At 45.7% G+C, this 14,281-nt stretch carries 17 protein-coding genes; 8 read left to right on the forward strand and 9 right to left on the reverse strand.

The window, feature by feature from the left end; translation table 11 throughout:
- Positions 1-168 precede the first annotated feature (168 nt).
- On the forward strand, positions 169-1,314 hold the full coding sequence (locus KY305_RS03180; protein ID WP_223061312.1) for a response regulator aspartate phosphatase: 1,146 nt from the start codon (positions 169-171) through the stop codon (positions 1,312-1,314).
- A complete protein-coding gene (locus KY305_RS03185; protein ID WP_223061313.1) occupies positions 1,298-1,417 on the forward strand; it encodes a PhrC/PhrF family phosphatase-inhibitory pheromone in 120 nt (39 codons plus the stop codon). The genes KY305_RS03180 and KY305_RS03185 overlap by 17 nt, the downstream gene beginning before the upstream one ends.
- Before the next feature lie 123 nt (positions 1,418-1,540).
- Here KY305_RS03185 and speB read toward each other — a convergent pair whose 3' ends face one another.
- Both speB and speE read right to left on the reverse strand, forming a co-directional pair.
- Positions 1,541-2,413, reverse strand: coding sequence for an agmatinase (speB, locus tag KY305_RS03190; protein WP_214799983.1), 873 nt, complete (start codon positions 2,411-2,413; stop codon positions 1,541-1,543).
- A gap of 59 nt (positions 2,414-2,472) precedes the next feature.
- Positions 2,473-3,303: a spermidine synthase gene (gene speE, locus KY305_RS03195; RefSeq protein WP_223061314.1), complete on the reverse strand. Its 831-nt coding sequence runs from the start codon at positions 3,301-3,303 to the stop codon at positions 2,473-2,475.
- Between the two features lie 202 nt (positions 3,304-3,505).
- On the opposite strand from speE, the gene KY305_RS03200 reads away from it, so the two are divergent.
- Positions 3,506-5,578: a transglycosylase domain-containing protein gene (locus KY305_RS03200; protein WP_223061315.1), complete on the forward strand. Its 2,073-nt coding sequence runs from the start codon at positions 3,506-3,508 to the stop codon at positions 5,576-5,578.
- 25 nt (positions 5,579-5,603) lie between these two features.
- Here KY305_RS03200 and KY305_RS03205 read toward each other — a convergent pair whose 3' ends face one another.
- The 3 genes from KY305_RS03205 to KY305_RS03215 all read right to left on the reverse strand — a co-directional run bounded on the left by KY305_RS03205 (position 5,604) and on the right by KY305_RS03215 (position 7,372).
- Complete coding sequence (locus KY305_RS03205; protein ID WP_223061622.1) at positions 5,604-6,035, reverse strand: hypothetical protein; 432 nt, start codon at positions 6,033-6,035, stop codon at positions 5,604-5,606.
- Between the two features lie 143 nt (positions 6,036-6,178).
- Complete coding sequence (locus KY305_RS03210) at positions 6,179-6,700, reverse strand: YwhD family protein (RefSeq protein WP_223061316.1); 522 nt, start codon at positions 6,698-6,700, stop codon at positions 6,179-6,181.
- A 12-nt stretch (positions 6,701-6,712) separates the two neighbouring features.
- Entirely contained in the window at positions 6,713-7,372 is a 660-nt protein-coding gene (locus KY305_RS03215) for a site-2 protease family protein (RefSeq protein ID WP_223061317.1), read from the reverse strand.
- 106 nt (positions 7,373-7,478) lie between these two features.
- Here KY305_RS03215 and KY305_RS03220 point away from each other — a divergent pair, with 106 nt between their 5' ends.
- Positions 7,479-7,667, forward strand: a complete 189-nt coding sequence (locus KY305_RS03220) for a 2-hydroxymuconate tautomerase (RefSeq protein WP_020957977.1) — start codon at positions 7,479-7,481, stop codon at positions 7,665-7,667.
- Positions 7,668-7,699: 32 nt separating this feature from the next.
- On the opposite strand, the gene KY305_RS03225 is transcribed toward KY305_RS03220, so the two are convergent.
- Positions 7,700-8,119, reverse strand: a complete 420-nt coding sequence (locus KY305_RS03225; RefSeq protein WP_223061318.1) for a MarR family winged helix-turn-helix transcriptional regulator — start codon at positions 8,117-8,119, stop codon at positions 7,700-7,702.
- Between the two features lie 384 nt (positions 8,120-8,503).
- Between KY305_RS03225 and KY305_RS03230 the strand changes: the two genes are divergently transcribed.
- Positions 8,504-9,883 (forward strand): APC family permease, encoded by a 1,380-nt coding sequence (locus KY305_RS03230; protein WP_262417536.1) that lies wholly within the window; start codon positions 8,504-8,506, stop codon positions 9,881-9,883.
- A gap of 63 nt (positions 9,884-9,946) precedes the next feature.
- Here the strand turns inward: KY305_RS03230 and KY305_RS03235 are convergent, their stop codons facing one another.
- From KY305_RS03235 to KY305_RS03245, 3 genes are all read right to left on the reverse strand, one after another.
- A complete protein-coding gene (locus KY305_RS03235; protein ID WP_214800006.1) occupies positions 9,947-10,447 on the reverse strand; it encodes a YwgA family protein in 501 nt (166 codons plus the stop codon).
- 39 nt (positions 10,448-10,486) lie between these two features.
- Complete coding sequence (locus tag KY305_RS03240; protein ID WP_214800008.1) at positions 10,487-11,788, reverse strand: HD domain-containing protein; 1,302 nt, start codon at positions 11,786-11,788, stop codon at positions 10,487-10,489.
- A 158-nt stretch (positions 11,789-11,946) separates the two neighbouring features.
- The gene (locus KY305_RS03245) at positions 11,947-12,171 is read right to left on the reverse strand and encodes a YuzB family protein (RefSeq protein WP_223061320.1); all 225 of its coding nucleotides are present in this window, start codon (positions 12,169-12,171) and stop codon (positions 11,947-11,949) included.
- Between the two features lie 203 nt (positions 12,172-12,374).
- On the opposite strand from KY305_RS03245, the gene KY305_RS03250 reads away from it, so the two are divergent.
- From KY305_RS03250 to KY305_RS03260, 3 genes are all read left to right on the forward strand, one after another.
- Positions 12,375-13,148 (forward strand): RsfA family transcriptional regulator, encoded by a 774-nt coding sequence (locus tag KY305_RS03250; RefSeq protein WP_223061321.1) that lies wholly within the window; start codon positions 12,375-12,377, stop codon positions 13,146-13,148.
- A 260-nt stretch (positions 13,149-13,408) separates the two neighbouring features.
- Complete coding sequence (locus KY305_RS03255; protein ID WP_223061322.1) at positions 13,409-13,723, forward strand: PadR family transcriptional regulator; 315 nt, start codon at positions 13,409-13,411, stop codon at positions 13,721-13,723.
- Positions 13,724-14,278, forward strand: coding sequence for an HAAS signaling domain-containing protein (locus tag KY305_RS03260; protein WP_223061323.1), 555 nt, complete (start codon positions 13,724-13,726; stop codon positions 14,276-14,278). It abuts the gene before it with no gap.
- Positions 14,279-14,281: the final 3 nt, after the last annotated feature.

Below are 14,281 nucleotides of genomic sequence, written 5' to 3' on the forward strand. Positions count from 1 at the left end.
CGGGAAATTGCTTGTACAGTTGAAGGAGGATAAAAGTTTGTTTTACAGAACGGATGGCGGGCTGATTCGGTCTGACGAAAAAAGATTGCGGTATTTTTGCGCTTTTCTTCCGAATGAAAATGATAAAATATGTCATATACATAACGTGGAAGGGAGGGATTCGGAATAGTGGCTAGTGTTTTATCGTCTTCAGCGGTTGGAGAAAAAATCAACGAATGGTACATGTACATCCGAAGGTTCAGCATCCCGGACGCCGAGTACTTGCGAAGAGAGATCAAAGAAGAACTTGAACGCATAGAAGACGACCAGGACCTCCACCTGTACTATTCTCTCATGGAATTCCGCCACAACCTGATGCTCGAATACCTCGAACCGCTGGAATCACAGCGGATTGAAGAACAGCCGAGACTATCGGATTTGCTTGCGGATATTGATAAGAAGCAGGCTCGGCTGACTGGACGGCTTGATTATTATTTTAATTTTTTCCGGGGGATGTATGAGCTGGAATGCCGTGAATACCTCACTGCCATTCAGTTCTTCAAAAAAGCTGAAAGCAAACTGACGTTTGTTAAAGATCATATTGAAAAAGCTGAATTTTACTTTAAAATGTCAGAAGTCTATTATTATATGAAACAAACTTACGTTTCAATGGACTATGCGCGGCAAGCTTATTTAATTTACAAAAATGGAACTAATTATAATATTAGATTGACCCAGTGCCATTCTTTATTTGGAGCTAACTATCTTGATGTAAAGCAATATGATCATGCGTTATCTCACTTTCAAAAGGCATATACAATGGCTGAACTGGAACAGCAGCCGCAATTAATGGGGAGAACACTTTTTAACATCGCTTTATGCCATAATAATCAAAACAATAAAGATGAAGCCATTCAGTACTTAAAAGAAGCCATTGCTGTTTTTGAAAAAGCCCAAGTTATTCATTCACTTCCGCAGCCCTACTTCTTACTTACACAGATTTATTTTAAGTTAGAAAATATAGAGTTTGCGCGCGAGTATCATAAAAAAGGTATCTCAATATGTAAGGATATAGATGATATCATCTACGAAGAAAAATTTAAATTTTTGGAATATTTATACGCGCTGAATCCGAGAGATACATTAATAAACGATTGTCTGCATTTTCTTGAAAATAAAATGATGTACGCTGACATTGAGGAATTAGCCCTTGATGTAGCTAAATATTATTACAAAAAAGAAGATTATAAAAAAGCTTCTGTCTATTTTTTAAAAGTTGAAGAAGCCAGACAACAAATCCAAGGGGGAGTGAATTTATATGAAGTTGAAGTATAAATTACTTATAGTCTGTTTTGCTTTGAGTTCGCTATTTGTATCAGTAGGTATAGCGAACAGCTTAACTCCTCATTATCATGTTTCTGAACGTGCAATGATCTGAATTTATAATGAACTACTCACTTTAGGTTTGCAGGGCAATCCCTTCAAGCCTCTTACATTTCAGGAGATTGAATCTAATACAAAAAACCCGGATCGCAAGGTTTCCGGGCTTTTATTTCTTCCTCTATTTCACAAACCCAAGCAGCATTTCACGAATCATCTTGCTTGCCGTGTTTGCGGTTTGTTCTGAGTGATCATAGACCGGTGCGACTTCTACCAGGTCGGCGCCTTTTACATTTACTTCTGAGCGTGCGATTTCGTGGATGGACGCGAGCAATTCCTTAGAGGTAATGCCTCCTGCGTCAACCGTGCCCGTTCCCGGCGCATGGGCGGGGTCAAGGACGTCGATGTCGATCGTGACATAGACCGGGCGGCCCGCAAGCTGCGGCAGCACTTTTTTCAGCGGCTCAAGCACTTCAAATTTAGAAATGTGCATGCCGTTTTCCTTCGCCCATTCAAATTCTTCCTTCATCCCTGAGCGGATGCCGAACGAGAATACGTTTTGCGGCCCGATTAACTCAGCCGCTTTGCGGATCGGCGTGGAGTGGGAAAGCGGTTCTCCTTCGTAATCCGTGCGCAGGTCGGTATGCGCGTCAAAGTGGATGATGGCAAGGTCCGGAAACTTCTTGTGCATGGCTTTAAAGACAGGCCATGACACGAGGTGCTCCCCTCCCATTCCAAGCGGGAACTTGCCTTTTTCTAAAATGCTGTCCACGTATTCCTCGATCATATCAAGGCTTTTTTGCGGGTTGCCGAACGGCAGCGGAATGTCGCCGGCGTCAAAGAAATTCAAATCAGCCAGATCGCGGTCGAGATACGGGCTGTATTCCTCAAGGCCGATCGATACCTCACGGATCCTTCCGGGGCCAAACCGTGAGCCCGGGCGGTAGCTGACCGTCCAATCCATCGGCATGCCGTAAAGGATGGCGTCCGCCTCTTTCCAATCGGGGCGGCTTGCGATAAATACTTTTCCTGAATATGCTTCGTCAAACCTCATTGTAAAACCCTCGCCTTCCTTTAAAAAAGCGCAAGATTCGCTCCTGCGCCGTACGTTTTTTATTTAATCAGATCACTCACAAATTTCGGCAGGACAAACGCCGCTTTGTGAAGCTCTTTCGTGTAATATTTTGTGTCGATATCAAAGAAGCTGCTGTCTTCCACTTCAAGCGGATCGTACTTTTTAGAGCCGATCGTAAATGTCCACAGACCGCTTGGATATGTCGGGATATTCGCCGTATACAGACGCGTAATCGGGAAGATTTCTTTCACGTCACGCTGTACATTTGTGATCAATTCAGGCGTAAACCATGGGTTGTCCGTCTGCGCGACGAAAATGCCGTCTTCTTTTAATGCTTTGGAAATGCCGGCGTAGAAGCCTTTTGAGAACAGATTGACAGCCGGTCCGACCGGTTCTGTTGAGTCTACCATAATCACGTCGTATTCATTTTCAGATTTTGCGATGTGCATGAAGCCGTCATCCACTCTCACGTCTACGCGCGGATCTTCAAGCTTGCCCGCGATAGACGGAAGGAATTTTTTCGAGTATTCGATCACCTTGCCGTCAATGTCAACAAGCGTCGCTTTTTTTACGCTCGGATGCTTCAGAATTTCTCTGATGACGCCGCCGTCGCCGCCGCCAACAACAAGGACGTTCTCCGGATTCGGGTGCGTAAATAACGGTACGTGTGCAACCATTTCATGATAGACGAACTCGTCTTTTTCTGACGTCATGACCATTCCGTCTAAGAACAGCATGTTTCCGAATTCTTCCGTTTCCACCATTTCTAAATGCTGAAATTCCGTCTGTTCTGTATGTAATGTTTGATTAACCTTCAATGTAATGCCGAAATTCTTCGTTTGCTTCTCCGTGTACCAAAGCTCGCTCAATTGTCATCTCCCTTTCAAGGCTGTATTTCATTTATTGTAAGCGTCTGTTTTCGCTTTTATTCCCGGTTGAAATCTCATTTTCACCTAAGGAAAAAGTATAGAGGATGAAGGGGAAAAAGTAAAGATGTGTCCCCTTCCTGATGTTTAAAAAACCCCCTTTTTTCACATAATAATAGAATCATGAAAAAGGGGGTTCCCAAAAGTGGATAAAGTATCAAGAAAACAGCTTAGAATAACGCTCAAAACCGTCCGCGCCTGCATATTTCTCACACTGCTCGGCGGGATGGTGACAGGCGTATGCATCACAGCCGTCCTTCTTGCAGCAAAATGGCAGGGCGCCCCCTCCGTCCGGGTCCCTCAGTCCACGATCCTTTATGCGAATGATGGCTCAAAGCTTGGCGAAACTGATTTTGGAGAAAAGCGTTATTGGGTGCATTTAAAAGATATCAATCCGACGGTGATAAAAGCCGCCGTCGCCGTGGAGGATCAAAACTTTTACCGGCATCACGGATTTGATTATCGGCGTATGGCAGCTGCTGCGCTTGCCGATGTGAAGGCGATGGCCAAGGTGCAGGGCGCAAGCACCATCACCCAGCAATACGCGAGAAATCTTTACCTGGAACATGATAAGACGTGGAAACGGAAATGGAATGAAGCGTTTTATACCATCCGCCTTGAACAAAACTATTCTAAAAACGAGATTTTAGAAGGTTATTTAAATACAATTTATTACGGACACGGCGCGTATGGCATTGAAGCCGCCTCCCGCCTGTATTTCGGCAAGCACGCAAAGGATATAACCGATGCGGAAGCCGTACTTTTGTCCGGCATTCCGAAAGGCCCGTCCGGCTATTCGCCTTATGTAAACGAAAAGAAGGCCAAGCAGCGCCAGGAAACCATCCTGCGCCTGATGACAAGTCAAAAGATGATCACAAGAGCAAAAGCGGACAGCCTGAAGAAAGCGCCGCTGATCTATCGTCCGCTGCAAAACAAAACCGCAGCGAAAACGGCGCCTTATTTTTATGATGATGCGATGAAAGAGCTTGAGAAAAAGCTCGGTATGACACGGGAGCAGCTGGCTACAAGCGGACTGCGGGTCTATACGACACTTGACAAACGCCTGCAGCGGATCGCAGAAAACACTGTGGCCAATACGATGAACACCGGCTCGGATATTCAGGTCGGGTTTTCAGCAATTGATCCGGCAACAGGGCGCGTGCTTGCGCTGCTCGGCGGACGCGATTATGAGAAAAGCCCGTTTGACCGCGCCACTCAGGCAAAACGTCAGCCTGCTTCCACGATAAAGCCTTTACTGTACTACAAAGCGATTCAGAGCGGCTTTACGCCCGTTACGCTGATGAAAAGCGAAGAAACAGAGTTTCAGATTGACGCAAACGGAGATACCTATTCTCCGAGCAACTACAATGGGTATTACGCGAATAAACCAATCACTCTGCTTCAGGCGCTTGCTTTATCTGACAACATTTACGCCGTGAAGACCCACCTCTTTCTCGGCATGAACAAGCTCGTATCCACGGCAAAGGAATTCGGCATTACCGAGCATTTAAAGGCCCTTCCGTCGCTGGCGCTCGGAACCGAGCCCGTACGTCCGATTGAAATGGTCAATGCCTACGCCATGCTCGCAAACGGCGGAAAACAAATCTCTCCTGCCTTTATCAGAAAGGTGACTGATACCGCCGGCCATGTGTTGTATGAACAGCCGCGCAAGCATCAGCAGGTTCTCGATAAGAAAGCGGCTTTTGTAACGGCGAGCATGATGACGGGCATGTTTGATCAAGACTTAAACGGCTACACATCGGTTACCGGACGCACCATTTCCGAGAGGCTGACACGAACATACAGCGGAAAATCAGGCACAACGAGCGCCGACAGCTGGATGATCGGCTTTAATCCTGAGCTTGCCGCAGGGGTATGGACAGGCTATGACAAAAACAGCACGATTGATTCGGTAGAGGAAAAAAGCTATGCGAAGAAAATTTGGGCGGACTTTATGGAGAAGGCGCTTGAAGGAGAGCCGGAAATGGCCTTTAAACCGCCGAAAGGAGTGACCGGCGTTTACATTGATCCCGCTTCCGGATACACCTCCGGGCCGGGCTGCCCCGCAAAACATTATACGTATTTTATCGCAGGCACAGAACCCGCCGACGTGTGCTACGGACCGGAGCCGTCTAAAAAAGAAAAGGAACATGCTCCGGGCCGCAAAGAGCACCCGCGCAAAAAATGGTGGGACAAGTGGCTTGGGAAAAAAGAGTAAAACCTGGCACATTGTATGCCGGGCTTTATTCGTACTTCTCCGCAATAACCCATGGAAGCCCGAACATAAAGTCAAGATGGATGATGGGTTCAGGAAAATCCTTCGGTATAAAAAACGTCGTACTCGGTAAAGAAAACGAAAAGCTGATATCCCCTGCCTTCTCAACATGAAACTTCGGCCCGCCTTCGCCAAGCCGGCCGACAATCGGATAGCTGCCCGCATAGAGATGAAGGCCATTTTCCTTTCCGTGCTCTCCCAGCTCATGACATACAGACGGACGAATGCCAAACTGCGTAAACAAGTCCGTTTTCTCGGCAGGAAGAAGACTCATCGCCTCATAAAAGTTCCGGCAGGACCCGCATTTGCAAGGATCGGCCCATGATTTTTCGTATTGTTTTCTCGTTTCAGTTGCATCGGCTTCAATGATCCATGGCCCGATTTCAAATGAAGTGAACATCATAAACCCCCGCATAAACATGAAAAACCCCGAGTCTTGGTTCGGCTCGGGATTTTCCATGTCCTGATTCTGTTATGAACAGTTTACTCAAAAGAATTCCGGAATAGTGCAAATATTTATAAAGTTCACAAAAAGTTCACAAATTACTTTTCTTTCTGAAGCAGACCCGTTTTTAATTCGTCGGACGAACGGTCCCACAGCCCTTGGTCGTGCTTCTGCAAAAATTGTGCAAGCACATGCTTCGAGCTGTCATCCATTTTGTCCACGATAATGTGGCGCTTCATTGATTTATCCATTAAATTCACATGCTCCGGCAGTGACTTATAGCCTCTTCTGATGCTTCTGTCCACCGTCATTTCGCAAGCCGTCACTCCCGCGTAATATGGGCCTTCCACTCTTCTGTCAATGGTGACCCATACGAGCCAGTACGGTTTTCCGTTCGGCACTTCATCCTTATTCGGCAGGAATTTGATTCCCTTCTCTACGACACTGCGGGCGTGCATCGCACCGATATCGACGAAGGCTTCCTTTTCTTCTACATCGACAAACACCGGAGAAATATTATCGAGGCTCAGCGCCCCCACACCAAAACCGCCATGGCCGTCGGTCGGATCACTTTTAATGATGTTAAACCCGATTGATTTCTTCTTTTTTCCTTCTTCCATGAAAAAACCCTCCTACAAAAGCGGTTGAAATATAGCTGCAAACAGCTTGAGAATTGAAGCTCTGCCGGCGCTTAACAGAGGCCATACGACATAAGAACCGACAGGTGTAACGAACAGCACCAAGAAAACGATAATGCCGTAGCTCTCAAATTGAGTCATTTTGGCGCGCACCCGCTGCGGCACGAGATCTTCAATGATCCGGTAGCCGTCAAGCGGAGGGAGCGGCAGCAGATTGAATAAACATAACGCGAGATTGAGCTGAATCCAAATGGAGAAAAACTGGTCCAGCCCTGTGCTGAATGCTGAAAGCAGCTCCATTCCGTAAGCATGCATCAACACTAACAAAAAGAAACCGATAAAGGCAAGAAGCAGGTTACTGACAGGCCCGGCCACAGAAACAAGCACACCCGCCAGCCGCGGGTTTTTAAAGGCGCGGCGATTCACCGGCACCGGACGGGCCCAGCCGAATCCCGCCACTAAAATTAAAATCGTTCCGAATACATCAAGATGTTTGACCGGATTGAGCGTTAATCTTCCCTGTTTCGCCGCGGTATCATCACCGAACCGATACGCGACATACGCATGCGCCAGTTCGTGCATCGTAAATGCCACGATTAACGTAATCACGACATAGGGCAGAAGCTCCAGCGGATAATATAAAAATCTGTCCAAATGTAAAAATCCCCTTTTTAAAAAAATGCAAGAATGTTCTCTATTCAGTATACTATAAGAGACCCCTCTTCCCAAGGAGAGGAAACGATAAAGGAGGATCAGCACCATGCCGCTCGTAACCGTTAAAATGCTGGAAGGCCGCACAGATGAGCAAAAGCGGAATCTGGTTGAAAAAGTAACAGAAGCCGTAAAAGAAACTACCGGCGCTGCCGAAGAAAAGATCATTGTCATGATTGACGAAATGAGAAAGGATCATTACGCCGTCGCCGGTAAACGGATAAGCGACACGGAGTAAATCCCGGCCAGCGCTGCGCCATGCAGGCTGGCTTACTTCATCAACTTTTCAATTATGGTGAAAAAGGTTTTCTTTTCTTCCTCCGTTAACACCTCGAACAGCTCATCAATTAACATCTGCCTGTTTTCAATCATTTGCATGGCCGCCATTTTGCCCGATTCAGAAAGCGTCATCCATACCGTGCGGCGGTCTTCGTTATTTCTCGACCTTTCTACAAACCCTTCCTTTTCTAAATGGTTAAGAGCAGTTGTCGTGGCAGAAGGCGATAATGTGACCTCCTGCAATATATCCTTAATCGTGCACGTACCGTGCCGATAAATAATCCTGAGAATAAATCCTCTGATATTGTTTATACTCTTCGGAATCGTTGCCTCATCTAACTTCTTCGTGCTTTTTAAATATTTTGTGAGGGCGTGATCCAGTACATTCGCTTGCAATTTGTCGTACTTCATGCAGAAACTCCCCATTTCAAGATGCATCCATCATAATCTGAATGTTTTTTATTACATTTTACTGATATCTTGCGCAGAAAGTCAAAATTCCGGCCGACTGCCCGCAACTTTTATCCTGCCCTATACAGACTATTGTCTCCCTCTTTTTCACCCGCCCCTTTTATGCAATGCTGGTTTTATAGACATGATTCAGGTAAAATCATTAAGGGTGACAGCGTTTGACAGAAAGGATAATCTGATCGGATGCGGCAGACAATATGACTGGAAAAGAAACGGAACAGACGGGGAAACAGAACACAGGATTATCGATTACACAGAAGATGTGACACGGGTAAAAGCCAAAGAGTCTCTCTTGGCTTTTGCTTTTGGATGGAGGGATGCGTGTTGCGGAATATCCTACAAAAAAAAGACATCGCCCAGCTGCTTGAACAAAGCAGAAACAGGCAGACTGCCAAAACGATGGGTGGATTTGATTTAACATTACTGGGCATCGGCGCCGTCATCGGGACGGGCGTCATGGTCCTTACAGGCATTACAGCCGCGAAAAACGCCGGGCCTTCCGTTATCTTTTCTTTTATCATTGCAGCCGTTGTCTGCAGTCTTGCAGCATTATGTTACGCCGAAATCGCTTCTGTTCTCCCGGTATACGGAAGCGCCTATATTTACTCTTACACCACCATGGGGGAAATTGTCGGCCATTTAATGGGCTGGACGCTCTTATCCGTTTATATGGTGACGGCGTCCGCGGTGGCAAGCGGCTGGTCAAGTTATTTTAATAATCTGTTAGCCGAAATCGGCATGCCTTTGCCGGAAAGTCTGCTGCACGTGCCGAGCCAGGGAGGCATCGTCAACCTTCCTGCCATCATCATTACTTTATTGATTGCCGTCGTTCTGTCACGCGGCTCCAAAGAGAGCAAAACCTTTAATAATGTAATGGTTCTCGTAAAAATCGGAATTGTTTTGCTGTTTATCATCACAGGAAGCTTTTTTGTGAAGCCCGGCAATTGGCATCCTTTTATGCCTTTTGGAGTGAAAGGCGTTATCACGGGGGCATCCGCCGTCTTTTTTGCGTTTCTCGGTTTTGATGCGATTTCCGCTTCGGCTGAAGAGGTCAAAAAACCGCAGCGCAACCTGCCGATCGGTATTATCGGTTCACTGGTGATCTGTACATTGGTATACGTCATTGTCTGTCTGGTCATGACGGGGATGGTTCCGTATTCACAGCTTAATGTGCCGGAAGCCATGTCTTATGTATTACAGTCCGTCGGACAAAACGCGGTGGCGGGCGTTATCGCTGCCGGAGCGGTGATCGGGCTGATGGCCGTCGTTCTCGCCCATACATATGCAGCGACACGCATATCCCTGGCGATGGCAAGAGACGGGATGCTGCCGAAAATCTTTACCATTGTCGGAAAGAAATCGGGGGCGCCCATCTTTAATACATGGCTGATCGGACTGATCAGCGCATTTATTGCGGGTTTTGTTAATCTGAAAGAACTGTCAGATCTCTCGAACATCGGCGCATTATTGACATTCGCCATGGTCAGTCTGTCCGTGCTGATTCTCCGCCGCACCCATAAAGATCTGCCTCGGGGATTTAAAGTGCCGTTTGTACCCGTTCTGCCGATTTTGGCCATTATCTGCTGTTTATTTTTAATGGTCAATCTGCCGCTGAAAACGTGGCTTTATTTTACCATCTGGCTGATCATCGGCGTAATCGTTTACTTTTTATATTCGTACAAGCACAGCACATTAAGAAAATAAACAAAACCAGGCCCGCTTTGTGCGGCCTGGTTTTTTCATAAAAAAAGACGAAAGCCCTCGCCTTTAACAAATGTGTTTCAGCTCTTCTATGTATTGAAGCGCCTCATCATATTCTTCATCCGTATATTTTTGCTTGCTTTTTATCGTAAACACTTTCTCTTTCTTTTCCTCAGCTTCAAGACCGTCAAAATACAAAATCGTAGACACCAGTTCCAGAAACCGTGAAGAGCGGCTGTTGACGCTGTCGATATAATTCTTCATATCCGGCATCGTAAGCTCGGCATGGTGCAAAAATTCGGCTCCCGTCTCCGTCAGCGTGTAACGGTATTGAAAGTAGCCGCCCTTTTTTTCCTTTACCTCATCCAGAAATCCAAGATTGCACAGTTCTTCAATCCGAAGCGTCAATTCTTCAGAATACGGGCCGTAAAAATGAAAATCATATTTTTCATAGAAAGGATACTGCATTTTTTTCGCGATATAAATGATTTTCTGCAGCTTCTTCCGCCCGATGATTTCTCCAGAATCCGAGAACACCTTCATCAGTTTTGCATGTTCTTTCAACAAATTCCCGACATCTCCTTTTCCTTCTTTACCAAAATCCTTCTATGTCAGTCCCAGCAGCTGCCGGATTTTCAATTTTGCTTCAGGGTTTTCTGAACCGTCACAAATGAGGTCCATCGGATAATACAGCTTGTGGTCCGTCCGCCGTTTTCCCGAGATGGATTCCACAATAGCCGACTGTCTGGACAGCTCTTTTATCTGGCCGCTCTGCGTTAACAGATGGATCGGAAGCCGTTCCTCCTCCTCACCCGGACGATAGAAATCATACGGCAGATCCGATGAAGAATCGACGACTAAATAATAGTTCGGATCGATTCCAGCCTCTTTAAATAAAGCCGTCAGCTCAAAATAAGCCGACATTTCCTCATTCGGATTGAATTCGGCATATTGAAACAGCTGGCGGTTAATGAAGCGGCGGCACAAATCGGACAGTATCGCGTCTTCTTCTTCCTCCCAGGCTTGGAAATAGTACAAAATAATCGATTCATCCAGCTTTACGTAGTCCTCCAGCGTCAGCTTCCCTTCAAAAATAGAATAAAAATGGACGGGAGCATGAGTGAAGATATACCCTTCCTCATGAAGCTGCTTCGCGCGATGGAGAATTTTTGTCAATATGACTTCAGCGCTTCTCGTCACAGGATGAAAATAAACCTGCCAGTACATTTGGTAGCGGCTCATAATATAGTCTTCAACGGCGTGCATGCCGCTTTGCTTAATGACGATCTGGTCCTCACGCGGACGCATCACCCTTAAAATCCGTTCCATATCGAAATGCCCGTAGCTGACACCCGTGTAGTACGCGTCCCGCTGCAAGTAATCCATCCGGTCGGCGTCAATCTGGCTTGAAATCAGACTGACCACCTGTTTGTTTTTATATGTTTTAGCAATGACTTCAGCAACATCCTGCGGAAATCCCGGGCCTGCCTTTCTGAGCACTTGATTGACCTCAGTGTCGCCCAAAATGATTTCCCTCGTAAAATCCTCATGATCCAGATGAAAAACCTTTTCAAAGGAATGAGAAAACGGCCCGTGCCCCAAATCGTGCAGCAGCGCAGCGCTGAGGCAGAGTTCACGTTCACTGTCATCCCATTCAGGACGCCCTTTAAAGACATCGTCAACCATTCTTCTGACAATCTCATAGACACCGAGAGAATGGTTAAACCGGCTGTGTTCGGCGCCGTGAAACGTCAAATAGGTCGTGCCGAGCTGTTTGATTCTGCGCAGCCGCTGAAATTCACGGGTGCCGATCAAATCCCAAATGAGCTTGTCCCGTACATGAACATAGCGGTGGACCGGATCTTTAAACACTTTTTCTTCTGATAATTTTCCATTTGGATACGCCATCGTCATTCCCTCTTTTTTTAGCCGTGATTCTATTATATCGGCTCTATAATTTGAAAACATCCTTGAATTTATCCGGCGTTTTGTTCCAGTTTCCTGAAATCGATTTTTTGAAGCAAAAAAGCCCGACCCATCGGGCGAGGCTGTTGTAAAACACAAATTTACTTTTTGATTTTCTTTTTCACCTTTTCAATTAGCTCGTCCTCACTCGGAGCCGACAGCGGGCGGTTGTTCACAAAAGCAAACGATTTTTTACGTCCGGGCCCGCAATACGACTGACAGCCGATCTCCACTTTCGCATCCGGGTCAGCTTCTTTTAAACGCGGCAGCAATGTCTTGATATTCGTGGCCTGGCAATCATCACACACTCGAAATTCATTAGCCATGATGTACGCTTCCCTTCATTCAATGTTCCTCTATGTTAAAAATCATTTTTTAAAACGAAAAAATCACATCACACTCCATTGTACAAGGATTCAGTTTTTCCTGCAAGGCTCTGCGTATCTCTCATTCTTTCAGCCAATTTGTATAAATATTTTCCAATCTGGACATTCTAATACCATCAAAAGATTATTGGGGGTTGAGAACATTGACAAAACAACGACAGGACGCCTGGTCAGAGGAAAATGATTTGCTGCTGGCGGAAACCGTGCTCCGGCACGTACGGGAAGGCAGCACACAGCTGAATGCCTTTGAAGAAGTGGGTGATAAATTAAACCGGACATCGGCAGCCTGCGGATTCAGATGGAATGCCGTCGTCCGCCATCAATATGAAAAAGCGCTTCAGCTTGCCAAAAAACAGCGAAAACAGCGGATGCGCGCGCTCGGCAACGGCCAGCCGGCCAAAAAGAAACTATTATATCAGCCGCCTGCGCCTGAAGCGGATATCATTCAAGAAACCGCAGCAAAAGAAACAGTTCAAACAGAAGAACCTAAAGAAAATCAAACCGCCGTCATGTCAGGTGAACATATGCCTTATGTGGATGACAGCTTCAAGGAAGAGTTAGCTAGTTTATCACATTTGCTGGCTCCTCAGCAGCAAATCCAAACGCCGGATCTCACAATGGCCGATGTCATTCAATTTTTGCAGACCTATGAAGGCAGCGGAAAGCAAACCTCTGCCCTGCAAATGGAAAATGACCGTTTAAAACGGGAAAACCAAGAACTGCAATCGAAAACCGAGCAACTGGAAGCGGCTGTAGAAAAGCTTGAAAAAGATCAAAAAACCATTCAAGAGGACTACGAAACCTTAGTTAAAATCATGAACAGAGCCAGAAAGCTAGTTTTATTTGAAGAAGACGAACATGCCTCTCCATCCTTCAAAATGGACCGGAACGGCAATTTAGAAAAAATGGCCGAATAACGGAAAAACCCCCTTTCCTAATCACGGAAAAAGGGGTTTTTGCCTTTTGTCAATGACGCGCATGCTGATCTATATTAATGTAAACAATGTTCGGAGGCATTCTTCCCATAAGGCCTGCAATCTCAGTCCTCGCCCGTACATAAGCATAAAGATTCAATTCCTCATCCCAAATGGTTCTTGGGAATTATTGATCGATTAGCTACTGTGCAATACACTGTATAGAGAATACAATTATTAGATATGATGGGAATGATAGTAAAGTGAATAGCCAATTAAGAAAAGGAGCGTTAGAACTTTGTGTTTTGTCTCTGCTTCTTTATGAAGATTTATATGGTTATGAATTAATAAAGATCATAAGTGAAACGTTCCCTGTGTCTGAGGGCACCATCTACCCCATATTACGAAGACTCACAAAAAATAACTATTTAAAAACGTATACAGCAGCTTCAGATCAAGGCCCGTCACGCAAATATTACAAAGTAACAGAAGAAGGCGCCTTTTACCATCACACGTTAAAAGCAGAATGGCTCGACTTGTCCGAAAAAGTGAACAACATCATTAAGGAGGGAAAGTGAATGTTTAAAGACCAATATCTTAAACAGCTCCGGCGTGAAATAAAAGATCTGCCGGAACTTGAGCAAAAAGAGATACTCGCGGATATCGGCGAAATATTCCAAATGGGCGGCGCGGAAGGAAAAAGCGATGAACAAATCGCCAAAAATTTAGGAAATCCCAAAACACTTGCGCGTACCTTAAAAGCAGATATTTTCATCAATGATGCCCAGGAGCAGAAAACATGGCGATCCTTTTTCAAAGCATTCGGTCTGCTGTTAGGTATGAGCCTGTTTAACTTCATGTTTATGCTGACCCCGTTTCTTTTTGCCTCTGTTACGGTGTTAAGTTTGATGGCGATCGGCCTTATGCTGATAACCGGGTCATTCTTTCTCCTTGTGAAAGTGCCGATTGTAACAGCCATTTTTAACGGATGTATTGTCCTCGGAGCGGGTATGGCTGTGTTTATGGCCGGATTTGATCTTTCGAAACTGATATTCCGCATCTTTTTGCGCTATTTCAAATGGAATGTCAGCGTTGTAAGGAGGGAGACCATTGAATCGAAAAATGTGGTATAGCAT

The organism is Bacillus sp. YC2 (genome assembly GCF_019891195.1).
Taxonomy (GTDB): domain Bacteria; phylum Bacillota; class Bacilli; order Bacillales; family Bacillaceae; genus Bacillus.